Genomic DNA, 21,624 nt, shown 5'->3' with positions numbered 1-21,624 from the left:
GGACGGTAAGACCCACTCATTCCTCCATGATGGCGGACGGTATTCGAATACGCGAGCGAATGGGCGTCCCGAGTGTCGCGGCGGCGACGCGCCGACGGACCGGGCGCGGCAAGGTGCCGAACAGGCCGAGCATGGCTCTGACGGTGCCATTCAAGTCGGTACGGCCCGACAGGTAGGCGCGCTGCGCGGCCGGCGGCAGCGTGAAAAACGCGTCGAAAAAAACCGGGAGGTCGGTTGTGGGTAAGTGGAGCAGTGCCCGCAATCCGGCGGCGCGCAGGCGGTACACCGCGCGCGCCGAAACCGGCCATGCCGCAGCACCGAGCGCGACGGTGTCGGCGGCGGCGAGTGCGGCGGCGACGCTGTAGCCGGTCGCCGGATGCGCGAAACCGCCCGCCGCGCCGAAGGTGTTACGCCCCGGCCTGCCGCCTTCGACCGGGAAGCGGACTCGCTCGACCCGTTCGTCGCCGGTGACTTCGATTCCGCGCGAACGCAATCGGTGCAGCAGCCGGTCGCGCAGCTCGCGGCCGTCGAGGGCGGGCCGGCCGACCAGGCAGGTCTCCTCGAGCAGCATCGTGTCGCCGCCGAGCGGGACCGCATAGAGAAACGAGCGCGGCGCGTCGGCGGACGCGCCGTTGTCCGGCCGCCAGTCCATGAACATCGGCTCGATGTCGGGGCAGCGGTCCCGGTCGAGCATCAGCCCGTATGCCGTCTGCTCGGCCAGAGCGGGGGAGCGGCCGATACCGCGGGCATCGATGACCCGGCAACCGCGCAGCACGGTGCCGGAGGCCAGCACCGCGGCGCCGGGCCCGCATTCGACCGCGCGATCGGCGATGATCCGCGCCCCTGTCACGTCCAGCGAATCTCGTAGCCGTGCCGTGTCGAGCACGGTGTAGGGCCGATCGATCCGGTGCCCGCGGGTACCCCAGGCCTTCGGCTGCGCGACTGTCGCGGCCACCGCGTCCGCCGCGAGCCAGTCCGGCAGTTCGTCGGCCCACGCCGCATAGGTGGCGTGCCAGCCCCGTTCGGGCGCGGGGTCCACCACGGTCACCGTCAAACCGCGGACCAGACATCGATGCGCCAACGCACGTCCTGCCGGCCCGAGCCCGCAGACCACGACATCCACGGAATCAGAGGCCGCCGGTGGAGAGTAGGCCGCCGTCTACGCGGACGGTTTCGCCGGTGATCCAGGCGGCTTCGTCGGAGACCAGGAAGCCGATCAGGCGGGCGACGTCTTCGGGGGTGCCGAGGCGTTTCAGCGGATAGACGCTCGCCGCGCGTTCTTCGTCGGCGGAGTACAGCGCGTCGGCGAACTTCGTCTTGATCACGCCGGGCGCGACGGCGTTCACCCGGATCTTCGGGCCGAGCTGCCAGGCCAGTTCGTCGGTGAGCCGGATGAGCGCGGCCTTGGACGCGCCGTACGCGGCGATCACCCCGGAGGAGCGCAGGCCCGCGACGCTGGCCACGTTCACCACCGCACCGCCGTGCGCGCCCATCCACGCCTTGTATGCCAGCTGCACGAAGCCGAGCGCGGCGACGACGTTCACGTCGAAGATCTTGCGGACCGCGTCGAGATCGGCCTCCATCAGCGAGCCGAACACGGGATTGATGCCGGTGTTGTTGATCAGGATGTCCACCGACCCGAACTCGGCCATCATCCGGTCGATCGAGGCGGCACGATCCTCGGCGTGACCGGAGTTCCCGGCCAGCGCCACGACCTCGCCCTGATGGCCGAGCGCGCGCAGCTCCGCGGCGGCCTCTTCCAGCGGATCTTTTTTGCGGGCGCTGATCAACACGTTCGCGCCCCGGCTGAGCAGCTCCGCCGCCACCGCCTTGCCGATGCCCCGGCTGGCCCCGGTGACCAAAGCGCTCTTGCCCACTAGATCGGTCGCGGTGCCGTTGTTTCGCTCACTCATGCAACCGCAGGTTACTCGCCGTTCAGTTACGGCCGTCACATACCGATCGCGTGGTGTGAAGGGCTGCTCCGATCACGGGTAAAATCGGTGGTTCTTGTGTGTAACGCGTCGCACAATCGAGTAGCAACCGCCCAGCACTGACCGATCCGGAGGAGAAACCTGTGATCACCGCGACCGACCTGGAGGTCCGGGCCGGAGTCCGCACGCTGCTGTCGGCCCCTGGACCGGCATTGCGGGTGCAGTCCGGCGACCGGATCGGACTGGTCGGGCGCAACGGTGCGGGTAAGACCACCACGCTGCGGATCCTGGCCGGCGAGGGTGAACCGTATGCCGGAAAGATCTTGCGCTCCAGCGATATCGGCTATCTGCCGCAGGATCCGCGGGAAGGCAACCTGGACATCCTCGCGCGTGATCGCGTGCTGTCCGCGCGCGGACTGGACACGCTGATCCGCGATATGGAGAAGCAGCAGGCGCTGATGGCCGAGGTGGCCGACGAGAACGAGCGCGAGAAGGCGGTGCGCAAGTACGGCAGGCTCGAGGATCGCTTCTCGGCGCTGGGCGGCTACGTCGCCGAGAGCGACGCGGCCCGCATCTGCCACAGCCTCGGCCTGCCGGACCGAGTGCTCGGCCAGGCCCTGCGCACCCTCTCGGGTGGTCAGCGTCGCCGAATCGAGTTGGCGCGCATCCTTTTCGCCGCGTCCGACGGCAGCGGCGGCCGCTCCGACACCATCCTGCTGCTGGACGAGCCGACCAACCATCTCGACGCCGACTCGATCACCTGGCTGCGCGGTTTCCTGCAGAACCACGACGGTGGCCTCATCGTGATCAGCCACGACGTGGAACTGCTCGGCGATGTGGTGAACAAGGTGTGGTTCCTCGACGCGGTGCGCGGCGAGGCCGACGTCTACAACATGGGCTGGCAGAAGTACCTGGACGCGCGCGCCACCGACGAACAGCGCCGCCGGCGCGAACGCGCCAATGCCGAGAAGAAGGCGAGCGCGCTGCGGGTGCAGGCCGCCAAGCTCGGTGCCAAGGCCACGAAAGCCACTGCGGCACAGAACATGGCCAAGCGGGCCGACCGGTTGATGGCCGAACTCGACGACGTGCGCGTCGCCGACAAGGTGGCCAGGATCAAGTTCCCCGAGCCCGCGCCCTGCGGCAAAACGCCGCTGATGGCGGAGAACCTGACCAAGATGTACGGCTCGCTGGAGATCTTCGCGGGGGTGGATCTCGCGATCGATCGCGGCAGCCGGGTGGTGGTGCTCGGGCTCAACGGCGCGGGCAAGACCACGCTGCTGCGGCTGCTCGCCGGGGTGGAACAGCCCACCGCGGGCAGTCTGGTGCCGGGCCACGGCATGAAGGTCGGGTATTTCGCGCAGGAGCACGACACCCTCGACGACAACGCGACGGTCTGGGAGAACATCCGGCATGCCGCGCCGGACGCGGGGGAGCAGGACCTGCGCGGTCTGCTCGGCGCGTTCATGTTCACCGGTCCCCAGTTGGACCAGCCCGCGGGCACCCTGTCCGGTGGTGAGAAGACGCGGTTGGCACTCGCCGGACTGGTGTCCTCGGCTGCCAACGTGTTGCTGCTGGACGAGCCGACCAACAACCTCGACCCGGTCTCGCGCGAACAAGTGCTGGATGCGCTGCGCACTTACGCCGGCGCGGTCGTGCTCGTCACACACGATCCGGGGGCCGCTGAGGCGCTCTCGCCGGAGCGGGTGATCTTGCTACCGGACGGTACGGAGGACCACTGGTCCGCGGATTATCTGGAATTGATTCAGCTCGCGTGAGTTTCATCACAAGAACCCGTTGATCACGGCCCCTCGAGTGCTTAGCCTGGAAAGACGCTGCTCGGCGACTCGGAGGAAGCCATGAGCGACAGGCCCGCACAAGTCAAAGCCACCCTGGGTAAGGGAACCCGCGTCACGGGGAAGTCCCGTGACCGCCTACAGACCCAGTTGAAGAAGCAGTACGAGGCAGGTGCGAGCATTCGCTCGCTGGCGCGAGCAACCGGTCGCTCCTACGGCTTCATCCACAACGTACTGGTGGAGTCGCACGTGCAACTCCGCAGCCGTGGCGGCGCGAACCGCCGCAAGAGTCAGTAGCACCGCAGCCGGCTCGAACCGGTTTCGGCGGAACGGATTTCGCCTGAACCGGTGAGTTTCCGCGCGGCTCGCCGTCTGCATTGTCGAAGCACAACTCTCACGACCAGGAGCCTCGACAGTGCGGACGATCATGCTGCAGACAATGGTGACGCTGGACGGCTACGCGGCGGGTCCGGACGGGGCGCTCGACTGGATCGAGGCCGACGATTCGGCACTGGACGACTATCTGGCCGGACTGCTGCGCGGGGTGGCCGCCCAGGTCTACGGGCGCGCGTCCTACGAGCTGCTGGCCCAGTATTGGCCGGGCGCGCAACAGAATCCGGCGACACCGGGTGACGCGATGCTGGCTCCGCTGGTGAACGGTCTGCCGAAACTCGTGCTGTCGTCGGACCCGCAGGTCGCACTGCCCTGGCAGCCCGCGCGCCGGATCGGCGGGAATCTCGCCGGGGAGATCGATGAGCTGAAGAGCGAGGACGGTCGGCCGATCATCGTGTTCGCCGGCGTGCGCACCGCGCAGGAGTTCCTGCGCCAGGACGCGGTGGATGAGCTTCGGCTGCTGGTGTTTCCGGTGTTGCTCGGGGAGGGGCGGCGGCTGTTCGACGGGGTCCCCGCACAGCGACTGCACCTGGTCGACGCGGAACCGTTCCCGAAATCCGGTGTGGTGCTGCACACGTATCGGCGTCAGTAGCCCTCGACGGCGCCGTCCCCGTCGACGAGCAGATTGGCCAGGCTGCGGAAGATCGGCAGGCCGGTCTTGATCTCCAGGTATGCGAACTGTCCCTGCGGGTTGACCTCGAGGAAGTAGTACTCGCCGTCGAGGCCGAGCCGAATGTCCAAGACGCCGAACGACAATCCCAGCGCGCCCATCAGGGTGGCGAGCGATTTGCTGACCGAGGCGGGCAGATGCTCCGGCACGAAATCGACCGAGGTGTCCAGGCGGGAGTCGACCCGGCCGACGCCCGCCTGGGAGTCGATGCGCACCGTCCACTCGACGCCGTCCACCCAGACCACCCGCAGATCGCATTCGGCGTCGACGTAGTCCTGGAAGGTGGTCGGCGCCGCGCGGATGCCGGCCAGTCTGTCGTAGTCGTGCTCGGTGATGATCCTGGTTTCCGCGAACTCGGCGCGGCTGGTCCCGGTGCGCTTGTAAACGACTGGGCCGGGCCGGGATTCGGCGAAGCTGCGGGCCTCGTCCGGGTCGTTGGTGATCAGCGTCTCCGGCACCGCGAAACCGGCCCGCAGCGCTGTCTCCAATTGGACGATCTTGCGGGCGGCGGTGCGGTCCGCCCCCGGGTCGTTGACCCAGTGCGCCGGTATGGACCAGAGCAGACCCTGGATGAATCCGTCGCATTCGGCCTGCCGGAAGTCGTTGTCGGAGACGCGGACTCCGGCGGGCGGCTGAGTCGGATGCGGCCGGCGCCACCAGACCGAGCGGACGTCGTCCAGGCCGATCAGGTGGGAGACCGAACGGGCGGTACCGTAGCGATCCAGCCGGAAACTGCCCGACTCACGCGGAAAGTCGCGCAGGTCGAGCTGAATCGCGCTGAGCCCGTGGAATTCTCGCAGCGTCGCCGCCATGGCGGTAGCGTGCAGATCGTCGGATTCGGACACGATGAGGACTGAACCCGTCCGGCGTCCCGCCATGAATGCGCCGCTCAGTCGAGACTGTCGCAGTTGATACCGTCGTCACTGGTGGCGAGCGACTTGGTCTGGCAGTAGGTGAAGGTGGCGCCGTTGGTGCCGGGCAGGTCCACCAGATTCAGCCGATCGGCCCAGGATTCGGTGAGCTCGCGCAGCTGCTCGTCGCCGAGCGCCGCGGACGGGGCCTGCTGCATGGTCATCGGGCGGTCGACCACGTCGATGCGCAGGCGACGGGTGAAATCCGCGGTGGCGCCGACCCGGATGTCGACCAGCACCGGCCGGGCGCCGCGCTCGGCGCGTACCCCCTCGGGCACTGCCGAATCGAGCACGCGCAGCACGTCGGACCGACGGAAGGTCCACGTTCCCTCGGCGACGCGCACGCTGATATCTCGTTCCGACTCCGCTACCAACAGCCCGTGCAGCGGAGGCACACGATCACTCTTCGGCGCGGTTCCGTGGAGGCGGAGTGCGTCGGTCATAGCCATTTCTCCGATCTGCTCGCGATTTGCCACGACCCCCGAGCGTGAGCCCGATCATAACGTGCGAAGGGCCGGTACCGGTCCGGATCGGCAGATTTAACCCCCGGTGGCAAACCGGATTACGATCCCGGATGCACTAGCGCCGAAAGTTTTTCGGCAGGGCACCAATAGTTCCGGCGCAATCAACGAGCTATTTCCGAATGGCAATGTGTCTCTCGCATAGCCCCGGATTGGCGGCTGTGCATTCGCACGTGCGATTTCACAGACCGAGCAGGTCGGGCCGCTCGGCGAGGTCCCGGAAACGTTCGGCGGGTCCGGCCACCAGCTTGCGTTCGCGCAAATCGAGCAGGCCGCCGACCACCCGCGCCTCGGCCGCGACGGTGCCGTCGAGTTTGCGGATCTCGTGCCGGAAGGTGAAGGTCTTGCCGCCGGAGTATTCGATATCGGTATCGACCGTGACTTCGTCGCCGCCGCGCAGCTCCCGCAGGTACTTGATGGTGGACTCCAGCACGACCGGACCCACCCCCGTCGCGATCAGCTTGTCCTGCGGCAAGCCCGCGGCCCGCAGCATCTCCCACCGCGCGTGCTCGGTGTACTGCAGATAGACCGCCTGGTTCAGGTGGCCTTGCGTATCGAGCTCGTAGCCGCGCACAACGATCGGGATGCTGAAGGTCATGTCTGGACCAGCACCGTACCTGTTGGTCTTGTTCCCGAACCGGGCCGATGCCTTCGTCACACCGGCGCCGCTGCTGACCTCGGTCTCTGCGGTCGATGGCGCGGAGTCGGCGAAAGGTGATCAGGTGCGCCGAACGCCGGGCGTGGCACCCGTGCCCCGCGGATCCACCTCGAACTCGGCTGGATCGCACGGCTGCCCGGCGGATCGCTAGGGAATCGTCAAATCGGCGCCGGATGCCTTGTGCGGCAACGGCGCGGGTCGGTTGGATCGAGCGATGACCGCAACTCCCGGCCGTGCGCACGCACTGCGCGCGCTGCCCCTCGGGGTTGCCTGGTGTGCCGACCCGGTGCTCCCGTCCGCCTTGGAACGGGTCGGGTTCGGCAGTGAGGACGAGCCGCCGAGTTCGGTGGCCGCGGTCTGATTTCCGCGCGCCGGCCGTCCTCGGCCGCGTCGCGTTCCGCGCACGGTTGGCCGTGCGTTTCTCTCCGTGATCGCGGATCGCGGAGTCGTTCCCGCGTGCGTCGCCGGTCGCACCGTGACGCGCGCGACCACCCGATGGGAGAGCTGTGCCCGAATTCTCGTCCGGCGACCGGACCGTGCTGGTGACCGGCGTCGATGAACGCCTCGGTTATGCGACGGCGAAGCGCCTGGCCGCCGATGGTGCCGCCGTGATTGTGCACGCGCAGGACAAAGAACTCGCCGACGACGCCGTGCAGCGGTTGGTGGCCGCCGGCGCGGACGCCGGCCGCCTGCGCGCGGTGCACGCGGATTTCACCGAGCTGGCCGAGGTCGACGAACTCGGCGGGACGCTGGCCGCGACGGTGCGCAGGCTCGACGCGGTGGTCAATGCCGCCGCCGTGCCCGGCCCGCAACGACGCGGACGCACGCGCGCCGGACACGAGTCGACCTTGCAGGTCAACTACCTCGCGCCGCAGCGGCTCACCATGGCGCTGGCCGCGGCGGTCGCGGCGGCGAACGGCCGGATCGTGAACGTGTCGTCGCGGCTGCACTCGGCGGGCAATATCGACTATTCGGACCTCGATCGCAATCGCGCTATTTACACGCCGCTGGCGGTGTACGCCCAGTCCAAACTGGCGCTGACGATGTTCACCCGCTCGCTCGCCGAGACCGGTCCGGCCGGGCTGACCGCTGTCGGTGTGAGCCCGGCCGATTTCGAGATCGATATGCCGCAGTTGCGGAGCCACGCGAGCGCGCCGCTGGACGCCGCGGCCGACTTGCTCGCCACCCTGAGCGATCCGCACACCACGGTCGTCAACGGCGGCTACTACGACGGTATCGATGAATCGAAACCCGCTGCGCTGGTGCGCAACTCGCGCGCCCGTGCGCGCCTTGCGGCGTGGACCGCCGCGCTCGGCCCCGCCGCCTGATGCGTACCGCCTCGTACGCGAGCCGCCATACCGGGAATCGGCCGGCGGCGGCCGCGTACGGGGCGCCCGGTTCGCTCGGTGAAATCGGGTAGTCCGGTACTCGCCCTTCGGCTCCGTAACGGGCATACCGTGGGGTTATGCGCCGGATGACGCGGCGCGTGTGCAAGGAGATCACTGATGATCGACATCATCACCCTGCGCGGTACCGGTGAGCCGCGCAATCCGGACGGAACGCCCGCGGGCATGCTGTACGCCGTCACCGCACTGCTGGACACGGCACGGTTCTCGGCCTTCGAACCGGACTGGCCCGCTTCGGTCGGTCCGTCGCCGGATCTGTGGGGCCCGTCGCTGGACACCTCGGTGCGACTCGGCACCGCGGCGGGCGTCAAGGCGATCCAGGATTCGCCGAATGTGTGTGGGCTGCTCAGTTATTCGCTCGGCGGGATCTGTGCCAGCCGCATCCTGGAAGGGGTGCGCTCGGGTAAGTACAAGAACACCAACGGCTCGCCGCTGGAGATCGCGTTCGCGGTGAACATCTCCAACCCGCTGCGCAAGGCGGGCGAATCGGTGGGGAACCTGTGCCCGGCGAACACCTTCGGCCTGCACGGTCAGCGTGGCCTCTGGCCGGCGGGCGTGGCGATCCGGGAGTACGCCAATCCCGGCGACATCATCACGGCCGCGCCCGCGGATTCGCCGCTGCGCATCATCGACGTCGGCATCTCGCCGTTCTCGTTCCTGGAGGGCGCGCGGATCGGCAACTTCGGGCCGCTGATCTTCGCGGAACTGCTGGCCTGGTTGATGAACGATCCGGTGACGAACCTGAACCGCTACGCCACGGCCGTGCACGGCGTGATCGGCTATCTGACGCCGTGGCCGGAGGGGCAGCACGTGCTGTACTCGAGCCACGAGATGCCGGGCACCGATGTGCTGTGGACGACGCACGCCGCCGAGTACCTCAACGACAACTTCTGAACGGCCTCAGTCCCGGCGGCGCACCGAGGCTTCGACGAGATCCAGTACGGCGGTGAGGTTTTCGTTGGTGTGGCCGGAGGCGATGCGCGCGATCAGGCCGTCGAGCACCAGGTCGAGGTAGCCGAGCAGCACGTCGGTGGGGACGTCGTCGCGCAGCGCGCCCGCCGCCTTGCGGCGTTCCAGGCGAGCCAGGGTGGCGGCGGTGAGTTCGGCCGAGCGCTGGGTCCAGCCCGCGCGGAACTCCGGGTCGGTGCGCAGCCGCCGGGCGATCTCCAGCCGGGTGCCGAGCCAGTTGAATTGCTCTGGGTGGGTGAGCATGTCGCGCATGACCTGGACGATGCCCTGGTTGGCCGCGACGTCGGCCATCCGTTCGGCATCCTCCTGCGCGAGCGCGAGGAACAGCGCGTCCTTGTCCCGGAAGTGGTGGAAGATGGCACCCCGGGACAGCCCGATCTCTTCCTCGAGGCGGCGCACCGTGGCGCCCTCGTACCCGTATTCGGCAAAGCAGCGCCGCGCCCCGTCGAGAATCTGGCTCCGCCGGGCGGCGAGATGATCTTCACTGACTTTGGGCATGTCGGGCGTGCTCCTCCAGGAGGTGTGAGAAGTCCGCGCACCGCGAAAACGCGGTGCGCGGATCCTCGACGTACGGCAGATGCGAGATCAGCCGCGAATCATGTTGCGCAACACGTACTGCAGGATGCCGCCGTTGCGGTAGTAGTCGGCCTCACCGGGGGTGTCGATCCGGACCACCGCGTCGAAGCTCACCTTCTCGCCGTTCTCCTTGGTGGCGGTCACCTTCAAGGTCTTCGGAGTCGCACCCTCGTTCAGCTTGGTGATGCCCTCGATGTCGAAGGTCTCGGTGCCGTCCAGCTTCAGCGACGCGGCGGACTCGCCGGCCGGGAACTGCAGCGGGATGACGCCCATGCCGATCAGGTTGGAGCGGTGGATGCGCTCGAAGGACTCGGTGATCACGGCCTTCACGCCGAGCAGCGAGGTGCCCTTGGCGGCCCAGTCGCGCGAGGAACCCGAGCCGTACTCCTTGCCGCCCAGCACGACCAGCGGGATGCCCGCGGCCTGGTAGTTCTGCGAGGCGTCGTAGATGAACGCCTGCGGGCCACCGTCCTGGGTGAAGTCGCGGGTGTAACCACCCGAGACGTCGTCGAGCAGTTGGTTGCGCAGCCGGATGTTGGCGAACGTGCCGCGGATCATCACCTCGTGGTTACCGCGCCGCGAGCCCAGCGAGTTGTAGTCCTTGCGCTGCACGCCGTGCGAGTCGAGGTACTGCGCCGCCGGGGTGCCCGGCTTGATCGGGCCGGCCGGGGAGATGTGGTCGGTGGTGACCGAGTCGCCCAGCAGCGCGAGCACGCGGGCGCCCTTGATGTCCTCGACCGGGCTCGGCTCCATCTGCATGCCGTCGAAGTACGGCGCCTTGCGGACGTAGGTCGAGCTCTCGTCCCACGCGAAGGTGTCGCCCTCGGGGGTGCTCAGCCCCTTCCAGCGCTCGTCGCCCTCGAAGACGGTGGCGTAGGACTTGGTGAACATGTCCCGGCTGATCGCCGACTTGATGGTGTCGTCGATCTCCTGCGGGGACGGCCAGATGTCCTTCAGGAACACGTCGTTGCCGTCGGTGTCCTGGCCGAGCGGGTCGGACTCGAAGTCGAAGTCCATCGTTCCCGCGAGCGCGTAGGCGATGACCAGCGGCGGCGAGGCCAGGTAGTTCATCTTCACGTCGGGGGAGATGCGACCCTCGAAGTTACGGTTGCCGGAGAGCACCGCGGTGACCGAGAGGTCGTTGTCGTTGATCGCCTTGGAGATCTCGTCCGGCAGCGGGCCGGTGTTGCCGATGCAGGTGGTGCAGCCGTAACCGCCCACGAAGAAGCCGAGCTTCTCCAGGTAGGGCCACAGGCCCGCCTTCTCATAGTAGTCGGAGACGACCTGCGAGCCCGGCGCCATGTTGGTCTTGACCCACGGCTTGGACGCGAGGCCCTTCTCGACCGCGTTGCGGGCCAGCAGGGCCGCGCCGATCATGACCGACGGGTTGGAGGTGTTGGTGCAGGAGGTGATACCCGCGACCACGACCGCGCCGTGATCGAGCACGAAGTCGCCGCGCTCGGGGTCGGACACCTTGACCGGCTTGGACGGGCGGCCGATGTTGCCGTTGGCGGCGGACGGGATCAGCACCGCGTCGTCGTCGGCGAAGGACAGCACGGCCGGGTCGGACGCCGGGAACGACTCCTCGATGGCCTCGTCCAGGTGGGTGTGCGGGGTGGTCGCGGCCGGGCCGGACTCCGCGTCGTTGGTGTAGTTGTGGATGTCCTTGCGGAACGCGGTCTTGGAGTCCGACAGCAGGATTCGGTCCTGGGGACGCTTCGGGCCGGCGATCGAGGGCACCACGGTGCTCAGGTCCAGCTCCAGGTACTCCGAGTAGCCGGGCTCGTTGTCCGCGTCGTGCCACAGGCCCTGCTCCTTGGCGTACGCCTCGACGAGCGCGAGCTGCTCGTCGGTGCGGCCGGTGAGGCGCAGGTAGTTGATGGTCTCCTCGTCGATCGGGAAGATCGCTGCGGTGGAACCGAATTCGGGGCTCATGTTGCCCAGGGTGGCGCGGTTCGCGAGCGGAACCTCCGCGACGCCCTTGCCGTAGAACTCGACGAACTTGCCGACGACACCGTGCTTGCGCAGCATGTCGGTGACGGTGAGCACCACGTCGGTGGCGGTGACGCCGGGCTGGATCTCACCGGTCAGCTTGAAGCCGACGACGCGCGGGATCAGCATGGAGACCGGCTGGCCGAGCATGGCCGCCTCGGCCTCGATACCGCCCACGCCCCAGCCCAATACGCCGAGGCCGTTGACCATGGTGGTGTGCGAGTCGGTGCCGACGCAGGTGTCGGGGTAGGCCTGGCCGTTGCGGACCATGACCGTGGGCGCCAGGTATTCGATGTTCACCTGGTGCACGATTCCGACGCCGGGCGGGACGACCTTGAAGTCGTCGAAGGCGCCCTGGCCCCAGCGCAGGAACTGGTAGCGCTCGCCGTTGCGCTGGTACTCCAGGTCGACGTTGCGCTCGAGGGCGTCGGCGCGGCCGAACACGTCGAGGATGACCGAGTGGTCGATGACCATGTCGGCGGGCGAGAGCGGGTTGACCTTGCTCGGATCGCCGCCGAGGGCGGTGACGGCCTCACGCATGGTGGCGAGGTCGACGATGCAGGGCACACCGGTGAAGTCCTGCATGATCACGCGGGCGGGCGTGAACTGGATCTCGGTGTCGGGCTGGGCGTCGGGATCCCAATTCGCAATGGCGCGAATGTGATCGGCGGTGATGTTGGCGCCGTCCTCGGTACGGAGCAGGTTCTCCGCGAGGACCTTGAGTGCGTAGGGGAGTTTCTCGGTGCCCGGCACGGCCGAGAGACGGAAGATCTCGTAGGAGTTGCTTCCGACCTCGAGGGTGCCCTTGGCGCCGAAAGTATCGATACTTGTCGTCACGTCAGCTCCACTCATCTGTGAGGGTTGGCCGCCGACGGGGCTGTGTCGGCGGCTGGCCTTTCGAGCGACCTGCAAGCAGTCGCTCCGGTGTCATTGCAGGTATTCCAGCGCCGCAGCGCCGGGTTCCTCTGCGCTATGACCTTAACAGTACGCTTGTCCTGTGAAGCGCACGGGTCCGGTTCGCGCGGGCCTGCCTATAGGGAGGTGTGCCCACCCGCCTGCGAACCATGCCAGGGTCGGGTGACCCGGAGCGCGCGCGGGCCGCCGCTACACGCGCGGGGCGCGTCGCGTGGCGTCTGCGGGTGCTGCGACACTCGGTCGCGTACTGTGCTTTCGGAGCCAGCCCGGGGGTGTTGCGCTCACCCCGCAGTGTTGGATGCATGTCGCCTCGGATGCCGATGCGGCTCGACAGACCGGATGGAAGATGACCGTCTCGCACACCTCGGTTTTTTCGCCCATGGCCGCCGAACTGCCGCCCAACGTCACCGAGGACACCGTCACCACCATCAACGCCGACCTGGCCGACAATCACGTCGCCACCGTGGATGGCAAGGATCAGTCGGGGTTGGCGGCCGTCGCCGCCGAGGCGAGAGCGAACGGCATCCCGCTCAGCATCGTGGTGGTGCCGGGTAACCCCGGCCGCGATTCGAGCCTGCGCGACCTGGCCACCGAACTCGGTAAGACCCAGCACGGCACCGTCGTGGTGCTGAGCGACGACTTCGCCGGCACCTACAGCGATTCGATCAGCCGGGTCCGGTTGGAGTGGGCCGAGGACAAGGCCAAGTTCAAGGGCAGTGCCCATTCCACCGAGGCCGCCCGGGCGTTCGTCGATCAGCTGCAGCAGCCGGAACCGATCTCCTGGACCGCGATTTCCAGTGTGTTGCTGGCCGGTACCGCCGTGGTCGTCGTCGGCCTCTACTTCGTGAAGTCTCGTCGGCGTGCCGAGCCCGAAACGCCGGTGGTCGCCGCCGCCGTGGACAGCGATAAGACACCCTCCGCGTAGGCCTCGGCCTGTCCCTACATGGCTGGTTTCTATCCAGCTACTTTTCCTGACGACCGGTACGTTTTTCCGGCCGGAAACCTTGTGCACATCCGGCTAATAACCGGCAACGGACAAATTACGCGCTTGTCATTCTGTTGCTGAAGTTCCTTTGGGGACAGAAGTGTCGTACGGTTCGAGTGCTTGCTTGCGGGAAAAGAGTGTTGTCAGGGGTGTCTGCCGACCACTGGGCTTGATGGTTCCGGTGATGCCCATGGGGTGTTTGCCGGAGTCGGGTCCTTGGGAGGTGCGATGCGCAACAACGGCGAGGTCGCCTATCGGCGGCCGCTGGTGATCGCTCTGGGGTTGCTGGTGTCCGTCGCCGTGCTGCTGGCCGGACCCGCCGTCGCCGTGCCGCCCGCGCCGCCCAATCCGAGCGACGGCCAGATCGCCGACGCCGGAGCGCAAGTCGACGCGAGCGTCACCGAGGTCGGCGCGCTGATCAATCAGGTCGCCACGGTCGACCAGCAGTTGCAGCAGCTCGACGGCGAGGTCGCGCGCAAACGCGAAGAGGTGAACAAGGCGCTGGTCGACCTGCAGGACGCGCGCGACGCCGCGGACGCGGCCGCCGCCGTCGTGGCCGACACGCAACGCCAATTGGCCGACGCCGGAACGCAGGTCGGGCAGGCCCGGCGCAATTTCGACCAGTTCGCGTCCCAGGCGTACACCCGCCCGGCCGCGGACTCGATGGTCGTCTACCTGGCCGCGTCCACCCCGGCCACCGCGCTCGACCAGGCCCAGCTGTTATCGCTGGTGTCGAAGAACCAGCAGCAGGTGCTGGATCGACTACGCCGCGCCCAGATCGATCAGGGCAACAAGAACTCCAGTGCGCGCCAGGCGAAATCGGCGGCCGACGCCGCGGCCGCGGTCGCCGAGCAGAAGAAGATCGACGCCGAGCACGCCGTCGCCGCCGCCAAGAACGAACTCGATCAGCAGACCGTCCGGCGCGACGACCTGCTCCGGCAACGCCAGGATGCGCAGGGCCGCTTGGACTTCGCGCGACAGAATGTCGCCGGCCTGCAGGGCCAGCGGGACGCGTATCTGGCTTGGGATCAACAACGCAAGGCCGAGGAGGCCGCCGTGCGCGCCGCGGCCGCCGCGGCGGCGGCCCGGGCCGCCGCCGACAAGGACGCGCAGGCCCGCGCCGGTCAGCTCAACACCGAGCAGCGCCCGCACACGCAGTTGGGGGACGCGCCGCCGCCGAAACGGTCCACGCCGCGCCCGTCGTATCCGTCGGTCACCGGCTCGGCCGCGGTGGAGACGGTCGTCGACCGCGCCATGTCGCAATTGGGGGTCATCTATTCCTGGGGCGGCGGCGACGCGAACGGCCCGACGCTCGGCATCCGCGACGGCGGTGTCGCGGACAGCTTCGGCGATTACAACAAGGTCGGCTTCGATTGTTCCGGCCTGATGATCTATGCCTTTGCGGGGATCGGGGTTTCGCTGCCGCACTACAGCGGGTACCAGTACAACGCCGGTACCCGAGTGCCGGTGGCCGAGCGCGCTCGCGGCGACATGCTGTTCTGGGGACCGAACGGCAGCGAGCACGTCGCGCTGTACCTGGGTGACGGGCAGATGGTCGAGGCGCCCCAATCGGGCGAGGTGGTCCGGGTTTCGCCGGTGCGCGAGGGCGGCATCATGCCGTACGCGGTGCGGATCGTCAGCTGAACTGGTTCGATGACTGCGAACGCGCGGCAGCGACGGATTCGCCGCATCGGAGGAGTCGAAGCTTCGAATTCTCTTCATGTCGGGTCCGGTTGCGGCACATACGGCCATTACCTGGAATAGTTGTGGCAGCACGCACAGGACCAAGGCGAAAGCGGGGATGTTGGTGACTTCGACAGACGGTGTCAGCGGGGCGAAATTGGCGAAAGATGCGCCTGCGTCCACGTCGAACACCCTGGAGCGAGACGTCCAGACCCTGGAGAAGGCGATCTACGAGGTCAAGCGGGTGATCGTCGGTCAGGATCGGCTGGTCGAGCGGTTGCTCGTCGGCGTGCTCGCGCGAGGTCACGTCCTGCTCGAAGGCGTGCCCGGCATCGCGAAAACCCTGGCCGTGGAGACCTTCGCCAAGGTGGTCGGCGGCTCGTTCTCCCGCGTGCAGTTCACCCCCGACCTGGTGCCCACCGACCTCATCGGTACCCGCATCTTCCGGCAGGGCCGCGAGGAATTCGACACCGAGCTGGGCCCGGTCGTGGCGAACTTCGTGCTCGCCGACGAGATCAACCGCGCGCCGGCCAAGGTGCAGTCCGCGCTGCTCGAGGTGATGGCCGAGCGGCACGTGTCGATCGGCGGCAAGACCTACCCGATGCCGAATCCGTTCCTGGTGATGGCGACGCAGAACCCGATCGAGAGCGAGGGCGTGTACCCGCTGCCCGAGGCGCAGCGCGACCGCTTCCTGTTCAAGGTCGTCGTCGACTACCCCTCGGTGGAGGAGGAGCGCGAGATCATCTACCGGATGGGTGTCACCCCGCCGGAGGCGACGCGCATCCTGGAGCCCGAGGAGATCGTGCGGCTGCAGAAGGTGGCGGCCAATGTCTTCGTGCACCACGCGCTGGTCGACTACGTGGTCCGGGTGATCGCGGCGACCCGCAGGCCCGCCGACTTCGGCATGCAGGACGTGGCGAGCTGGATCTCCTACGGCGCCTCGCCGCGCGCCAGCCTCGGCATCATCGCCGCAGCTCGCGCCGTCGCGCTGATCCGCGGTCGCGACTATGTGGTGCCCCAAGACGTGGTCGAGGTGATCCCGGACGTGCTGCGCCACCGCCTGGTGCTGTCCTACGACGCGCTCGCCGACGAGATCAGCCCGGAGGACGTGATCAAGCGGGTGCTGCAGACCGTCGGTCTGCCCCAGGTCGCGCCGCAGGCCGTCGCGCCGGGCGCCTCCGCCGCAGGTTCCCCTGCGCCGCAACAGCTTCCGCAGCAGCAGCCGGGTTCGCCGCAGGGCATCCCGCAGCCGCCGCAACAGCAGCAGGGCGCTCCGCAGCCGGTGCCGCAGCCGCCGAACGGGCAGCAGTCCCAGCCCGCCGGCAACGTCCAGAACAAGTGACCGCAGCGCCGGAACCGCCGTACCGCGTGGCCACGTCTCCGCATGCGCCGCCGTCGTTCCAGGCCGGCGAACTGACCGACCCGCGGCTGACCGCGGCGCTGAAGACGCTGGAGCTGACGGTGCGCCGCAGGCTCGACGGCGTGCTGCACGGCGACCATCTCGGCCTCATCCCCGGTCCCGGTTCGGAACCGGGGGAGGCGCGCACCTATCAGCCGGGTGACGATGTGCGGCAGATGGATTGGTCGGTCACCGCCCGCACCACCCACCCGCACGTGCGGCAGATGATCGCCGACCGCGAGCTGGAAACCTGGATGGTCGTCGACCTCTCGGCGAGCCTGGACTTCGGTACCGCGCTGTGCCAGAAGCGGGATCTGGCGATCGCCGCCGCGGCCGCCATCACCCACCTCACCAGCGGCGGCGGCAACCGGATCGGCGCGGTCGTGGCCACCGGCGAGCGGTTGGTCCGGGTGCCCGCGCGCAGCGGCCGGGTGCACGCGCAGTCGCTGCTGCGCAGCATCGCGACCACGCCGCACGCGCGCGACGGGGTGCGCGGCGATCTGCGTGGCGGCATCGAATCGCTGCGCCGTCCGCAACGCAAACGCGGTCTCGCGGTGATCATCAGCGACTTCCTCGGCGATATCGATTGGCAGCGTTCGCTGCGCGCCATCTCGGCGCGGCACGACCTGCTCGCGGTCGAGATCATCGACCCGCGCGATCTGGCGCTGCCCGATATCGGCGATGTCGTGCTGCACGATCCGGAGACCGGGCGCACCCGCGAGTTCAGCGTGACGCCCACGCTGCGCGCGGATTTCGCGGCGGCGGCGCAGCGGCACCGGGAGCAAGTCGAACAGGCCCTGCGCAGCTGCGGCGCGCCGGTCCTCACCCTGCACACCGATAGGGACTGGATCGCCGACGTGGTCCGGTTCGTGTCCACCCGGCGCCACAGCCTCGGCGCCCCGAGCGGGCGGGTCCCACGTCAGTGAGTATTTCGCATTTCACCGCCGCGCTCTGGCTCGGCTTCCTGGCCGTCCTCGCGTTGATCGCGCTGGGCTACGTCCTGGTGCAGCGCGGCAAGTACAAGCACATGCTGCAGTTCAGCAACATGGAGCTGCTGGAGAAGGTCGCGCCTGCGCGGCCGAGCCCGTTGCGGCACGTGCCGATCGCGCTGATGCTGGTCGGCCTGGTGTTCCTGACCATCGCGGCGGCCGGGCCGACCGCGGTCAAGAAGGTGGCCCGCAACCGCGCCACGGTCATGCTGGTGATGGACGTGTCGCTGTCGATGGAGGCGACCGACGTGCCGCCGAGCCGGATCGAGGTCGCGAAGAAGGCCGGTAAGGAATTCGTCGACGGTCTGCCGAACGGGTTGAACATCGGCTTCATCACCTTCGCGGGCACCGCGTCGGTGATGGTGTCGCCGACGACCAACCACGAATCGGTCAAGGCCGCTATCGACAACGCCAAGCTCGCCGAGCGGACCGCGACCGGCGAAGGCATCCTCACCGCGCTCAACGCGATCGACACGCTCGCGTCGGTGCTCGGCGGCGCGCAGGAGCCGCCGCCCGCGCGGATCGTGCTGATGTCGGACGGCAAGCAGACCGTGCCCGCGTTCGAGGACGTGGACAACCCGCGCCACGAATTCGTCGCCGCACGACTGGCGAAGAACAAGAACGTGCCGATCTCGACGATCTCCTACGGCACCAGGTGGGGCAAGGTCAGCATCCCGCGCGAGGACGGTTCGCGCGACGACGTGCCGGTGCCGGTCGACGACGACGCCATGCGCGAACTCGCCCGGCTGTCCGGCGGCGAGTTCTACACCGCGTCCACCCTGCAGGAACTGAGCAAGGTGTACGACACTCTGGAACAGCAGATCGGATTCGAGCTGACCAGGGGCGATGCGAGTCGTCCGTGGTTGCTGCTCGGCCTGTTGATCACCTCCGCCGGTGTGATCACCGGACTGCTCTACCGCCAGCGCCTGCCGTAATCGAGTCACCCTGGCGCCACGCACGTTTCGGCCTGCGCCGGAGGCGTCGACGCCGGGGTGCCGAGCCGCCGCTGTCTCCCCGATCGGGTCACGCCGCAGGGCTGGTGACCGTTCTGTCCGAACCGCGCCGCCCTCGCCGCGGACCCGTCCGGACCAGCGCCGGGCGGGTTTCCGGACGGCGGCCGCCACCAGGTAGGTTGTTCCCCATGTCGAACATCACATCCCGGTCTGTCCTGGTCACCGGTGGTAACCGTGGCATCGGTCTCGCAGTCGCGCAGCGCTTGGTGGCCGACGGTCACAAGGTCGCCGTCACCCACCGCGGTTCCGGCGTGCCGGACGGGATGCTCGGCGTGAAATGCGATGTGACGGACGCGGAATCGATCGACCGCGCGTTCACCGAGGTCGAGGAGAAGCAGGGTCCGGTCGAGGTGCTGGTGGCCAACGCCGGCATCGTCGACAACACGCTGCTGATGCGGATGAACGAGGAGCAGTTCACCCGCGTGATCGATGCCAACCTCACCGGCGCCTTCCGCTGCGCCAAGCGCGCCAACCGCGCCATGCTGCGCGCGAAGTTCGGCCGGATCATCTTCCTCGGCTCCGTGGTCGGCCTCAAGGGCGCGCCGGGCCAGGTCAACTACGCCGCGGCCAAGGCGGGCCTGGTCGGCATGGCGCGCGCGATCACCATGGAGATCGGTTCGCGCAACATCACCGCCAACGTGGTGGCGCCCGGTCTGATCGAAACCGATATGACCCGCGAAGAGATGACCGACGAAATGCGGGACCTGGTGCTGAAGTACGGCATTCCGGCCAAGCGGATGGGCCAGCCGGAGGAGGTCGCCGGCGCGATCAGCTTCCTGGCCTCCGACGACGCGGGCTACATCACCGGCGCGGTCATCCCGGTCGACGGCGGCTTCGGCATGGGCCACTAGTCTTTTCACCACACAACCCGAAATCAGGAGAACCGAGAACCCATGGGCGGACTGCTCGAAGGCAAGACCATTCTGGTGACCGGCATCATCACCGACTCGTCGATCGCGTTCCACGCGGCCGCGGTCGCGCAGGAGCAGGGCGCGAAGGTGATCATCACCGGCATTCCGGAGCGGCTGCGGTTGATCGACCGCATCGCCAAGCGGCTGCCGCAGGAGGTCCCCCCGGCCATCCCGCTCGACGTCACCAGCGAGGAGAACCTCGCCGAGCTGCCGGACAAGCTGCGTGAGCTGGCGCCCGAGGGCATCGACGGCGTGCTGCACTCCATCGCGTTCGCGCCGCGCACCCTGATGGGCCCCGAGGCGCTGCCGTTCCTCGACGGCCCCGGCCCCGACGCGGCGAAGGCCTTCGAGATCTCGGCGTGGAGCTACGCCTCGCTGGCCCGCGCGGTGCTGCCGGTGATGAACGAGCGCGGCTCGATCGTGGGCATGGATTTCGATCCGCGCACCGCGATGCCGTTCTACAACTGGATGGGTGTGGCCAAGGCCGCGCTCGAGTCGGTGAACCGGTACGTCGCGCGAGAGGTGGGCGCGGCCAAGAAGATTCGCTCCAACCTGATCGCCGCCGGTCCGATCAAGACACTCGCGGCGAAGGCGATCGCGGGCACCGCGACCGACGACGCCGCCAAGCTCAACCAGCTCAACGAGTACTGGGACGGCGCGTCGCCGATCGGCTGGGACGTCGACGACCCGACGGTGGTCGCCAAGTCGATCGTCGCGATGCTCTCGGACTGGCTGCCGGGCACCACCGCCTCGATCATCTACGTCGACGGCGGGGCCAGCCACAACACCTGGTTCCCCGAGGACATGTCGATCAACTGAGTCATCCCGGAGGAGGGAACGTGGCACGGGCCGCCGACGCACTGCTGTTGCTGTCCTTCGGCGGCCCGGAGCGCCCCGAAGACGTGATGCCGTTCCTGGAGAACGTCACCCGGGGCCGGGGCGTGCCGCGCGCGCGGCTCGACGAGGTCGCGCAGCACTATCTGCACTTCGGCGGGGTGTCGCCGATCAACGCGCTCAACCGGGACATCATCACGGCGGTCGAGGCCGAATTGGCCGCGGCCGGAATCGATCTGCCGGTGTACTTCGGCAACCGGAACTGGACGCCGATGGTGGAGGACACCGTCGCGCGGATGGCCGCCGACGGTGTGCGTTCCGCGCTGGTGTTCCCGACTTCGGCCTGGGGCGGTTACTCGGGCTGTCTGCAGTACCACGAGGATATCGCCAGGGCCCGAACGGCTTTCGGTGCCGGTGCGCCGGAGCTGGTGAAGCTGCGCCAGTACTTCGATCACCCGCTGCTGATCGCGGCCTTCGCCGACGCGATTCGCGCGGCACGGCAAGAACTTCCGGCCGAGCGCCGCGACGCGGCCCGGCTGGTCTTCACCGCGCATTCCATTCCGATCGTCGCCGACACCGCCGCGGGCCCGGCGGCCGACGGCGGGCACCTGTACAGCCGTCAGGTCGCCGAGGCCGCCCGATTGGCCGCCGCCGCAACGGGGTTCACCGACTACGACGTCGTCTGGCAGTCCCGCTCGGGTCCGCCGCAGGTGCCGTGGCTGGATCCCGATATCGTGGATCACCTGGACGATCTCGGCGCGAAGAACGTCGAAGCGGTCATCGTCTGCCCGGTGGGCTTCGTGTCCGATCACCTCGAGGTGATCTGGGATCTCGACAACGAGGCGCGGGAGAAGGCCGCCGAACTCGACATGGCTTTCGTGCGGGCGGGCACCCCCGGCACCGACCCCCGTTTCGCGCGCATGGTCGTCGAATTGATCGGCGAGCAGCTGGCGGGCGCACAGCCGCGACGGCTCGGCGAGGTCCCCGGTTACGGCTGCACGCCGAACGGCGAGCCCTGCTTCATCGGGTGCTGTGCCCTCCCAAGTCGGGGCACCGTTCATCGATGACTCGCGAA

The 21,624-nt window shown here is 68.3% G+C and carries 21 protein-coding genes; 14 read left to right on the top strand and 7 right to left on the bottom strand.

Features of this window, described 5'->3' with window-relative positions; all coding sequences use genetic code 11:
- Positions 1-16: 16 nt before the first annotated feature.
- Positions 17-1,081 (bottom strand): lycopene cyclase family protein, encoded by a 1,065-nt coding sequence (locus O3I_RS27790; RefSeq protein WP_424769554.1) that lies wholly within the window; start codon positions 1,079-1,081, stop codon positions 17-19.
- Positions 1,082-1,127: 46 nt separating this feature from the next.
- A complete protein-coding gene (locus O3I_RS27785; RefSeq protein WP_014986330.1) occupies positions 1,128-1,913 on the bottom strand; it encodes an SDR family oxidoreductase in 786 nt (261 codons plus the stop codon).
- Between the two features lie 161 nt (positions 1,914-2,074).
- On the opposite strand from O3I_RS27785, the gene O3I_RS27780 reads away from it, so the two are divergent.
- The 3 genes from O3I_RS27780 (at position 2,075) to O3I_RS27770 (ending at position 4,709) form a co-directional block, all read left to right on the top strand.
- Positions 2,075-3,706 carry an ABC-F family ATP-binding cassette domain-containing protein gene (locus O3I_RS27780; RefSeq protein ID WP_014986329.1) on the top strand — a complete coding sequence of 544 codons (1,632 nt, stop codon included), beginning with the start codon at positions 2,075-2,077 and terminating at the stop codon, positions 3,704-3,706.
- An 81-nt stretch (positions 3,707-3,787) separates the two neighbouring features.
- Positions 3,788-4,021, top strand: a complete 234-nt coding sequence (locus O3I_RS27775; RefSeq protein ID WP_014986328.1) for a helix-turn-helix domain-containing protein — start codon at positions 3,788-3,790, stop codon at positions 4,019-4,021.
- A 130-nt stretch (positions 4,022-4,151) separates the two neighbouring features.
- Positions 4,152-4,709: a dihydrofolate reductase family protein gene (locus O3I_RS27770; protein ID WP_041564459.1), complete on the top strand. Its 558-nt coding sequence runs from the start codon at positions 4,152-4,154 to the stop codon at positions 4,707-4,709.
- Here the strand turns inward: O3I_RS27770 and O3I_RS27765 are convergent.
- The 3 genes from O3I_RS27765 to O3I_RS27755 all read right to left on the bottom strand — a co-directional run bounded on the left by O3I_RS27765 (position 4,703) and on the right by O3I_RS27755 (position 6,817).
- A complete protein-coding gene (locus O3I_RS27765) occupies positions 4,703-5,632 on the bottom strand; it encodes a hypothetical protein (protein WP_014986326.1) in 930 nt (309 codons plus the stop codon). The two genes, O3I_RS27770 and O3I_RS27765, sit on opposite strands and share 7 nt — an antisense overlap.
- 44 nt (positions 5,633-5,676) lie before the next feature.
- On the bottom strand, positions 5,677-6,093 hold the full coding sequence (locus tag O3I_RS27760) for a hypothetical protein (protein ID WP_237748142.1): 417 nt from the start codon (positions 6,091-6,093) through the stop codon (positions 5,677-5,679).
- A 307-nt stretch (positions 6,094-6,400) separates the two neighbouring features.
- Positions 6,401-6,817 (bottom strand): acyl-CoA thioesterase, encoded by a 417-nt coding sequence (locus O3I_RS27755; protein WP_014986324.1) that lies wholly within the window; start codon positions 6,815-6,817, stop codon positions 6,401-6,403.
- A gap of 274 nt (positions 6,818-7,091) precedes the next feature.
- Between O3I_RS27755 and O3I_RS45680 the strand changes: the two genes are divergently transcribed.
- The 3 genes from O3I_RS45680 (at position 7,092) to O3I_RS27740 (ending at position 9,177) form a co-directional block, all read left to right on the top strand.
- Complete coding sequence (locus O3I_RS45680; protein WP_167829183.1) at positions 7,092-7,238, top strand: hypothetical protein; 147 nt, start codon at positions 7,092-7,094, stop codon at positions 7,236-7,238.
- 145 nt (positions 7,239-7,383) lie between these two features.
- Complete coding sequence (locus O3I_RS27745; RefSeq protein WP_014986323.1) at positions 7,384-8,205, top strand: SDR family NAD(P)-dependent oxidoreductase; 822 nt, start codon at positions 7,384-7,386, stop codon at positions 8,203-8,205.
- 177 nt (positions 8,206-8,382) lie between these two features.
- The gene (locus tag O3I_RS27740; RefSeq protein ID WP_014986322.1) at positions 8,383-9,177 is read left to right on the top strand and encodes a hypothetical protein; all 795 of its coding nucleotides are present in this window, start codon (positions 8,383-8,385) and stop codon (positions 9,175-9,177) included.
- A gap of 6 nt (positions 9,178-9,183) precedes the next feature.
- On the opposite strand, the gene O3I_RS27735 is transcribed toward O3I_RS27740, so the two are convergent.
- Entirely contained in the window at positions 9,184-9,750 is a 567-nt protein-coding gene (locus tag O3I_RS27735; RefSeq protein WP_014986321.1) for a TetR/AcrR family transcriptional regulator, read from the bottom strand.
- An 87-nt stretch (positions 9,751-9,837) separates the two neighbouring features.
- Positions 9,838-12,672 (bottom strand): aconitate hydratase, encoded by a 2,835-nt coding sequence (locus O3I_RS27730; RefSeq protein ID WP_086006239.1) that lies wholly within the window; start codon positions 12,670-12,672, stop codon positions 9,838-9,840.
- 409 nt (positions 12,673-13,081) lie between these two features.
- On the opposite strand from O3I_RS27730, the gene O3I_RS27725 reads away from it, so the two are divergent.
- The 8 genes from O3I_RS27725 to O3I_RS27690 all read left to right on the top strand — a co-directional run bounded on the left by O3I_RS27725 (position 13,082) and on the right by O3I_RS27690 (position 21,616).
- Positions 13,082-13,660: a DUF6676 family protein gene (locus O3I_RS27725; RefSeq protein ID WP_014986319.1), complete on the top strand. Its 579-nt coding sequence runs from the start codon at positions 13,082-13,084 to the stop codon at positions 13,658-13,660.
- A gap of 288 nt (positions 13,661-13,948) precedes the next feature.
- Positions 13,949-15,364, top strand: a complete 1,416-nt coding sequence (locus O3I_RS27720; protein ID WP_014986318.1) for an NlpC/P60 family protein — start codon at positions 13,949-13,951, stop codon at positions 15,362-15,364.
- Positions 15,365-15,521: 157 nt separating this feature from the next.
- Complete coding sequence (locus O3I_RS27715; protein WP_014986317.1) at positions 15,522-16,745, top strand: AAA family ATPase; 1,224 nt, start codon at positions 15,522-15,524, stop codon at positions 16,743-16,745.
- Positions 16,742-17,728: a DUF58 domain-containing protein gene (locus O3I_RS27710; protein WP_014986316.1), complete on the top strand. Its 987-nt coding sequence runs from the start codon at positions 16,742-16,744 to the stop codon at positions 17,726-17,728. The genes O3I_RS27715 and O3I_RS27710 overlap by 4 nt, the downstream gene beginning before the upstream one ends.
- The gene (locus O3I_RS27705) at positions 17,725-18,726 is read left to right on the top strand and encodes a VWA domain-containing protein (protein ID WP_014986315.1); all 1,002 of its coding nucleotides are present in this window, start codon (positions 17,725-17,727) and stop codon (positions 18,724-18,726) included. The genes O3I_RS27710 and O3I_RS27705 overlap by 4 nt, the downstream gene beginning before the upstream one ends.
- 206 nt (positions 18,727-18,932) lie before the next feature.
- The gene (fabG1, locus tag O3I_RS27700) at positions 18,933-19,655 is read left to right on the top strand and encodes a 3-oxoacyl-ACP reductase FabG1 (RefSeq protein WP_014986314.1); all 723 of its coding nucleotides are present in this window, start codon (positions 18,933-18,935) and stop codon (positions 19,653-19,655) included.
- Positions 19,656-19,697: 42 nt separating this feature from the next.
- On the top strand, positions 19,698-20,534 hold the full coding sequence (gene inhA, locus O3I_RS27695; protein ID WP_014986313.1) for an NADH-dependent enoyl-ACP reductase InhA: 837 nt from the start codon (positions 19,698-19,700) through the stop codon (positions 20,532-20,534).
- Between the two features lie 20 nt (positions 20,535-20,554).
- Complete coding sequence (locus tag O3I_RS27690; protein WP_014986312.1) at positions 20,555-21,616, top strand: ferrochelatase; 1,062 nt, start codon at positions 20,555-20,557, stop codon at positions 21,614-21,616.
- Positions 21,617-21,624 lie beyond the last annotated feature (8 nt).

The sequence above is a fragment of the Nocardia brasiliensis ATCC 700358 genome (assembly GCF_000250675.2).
In the GTDB taxonomy this organism is placed as follows: domain Bacteria; phylum Actinomycetota; class Actinomycetes; order Mycobacteriales; family Mycobacteriaceae; genus Nocardia; species Nocardia brasiliensis_B.
Note: the sequence above shows the minus strand (reverse complement) of the source record. Positions and strands in the feature narration are given on the sequence as shown.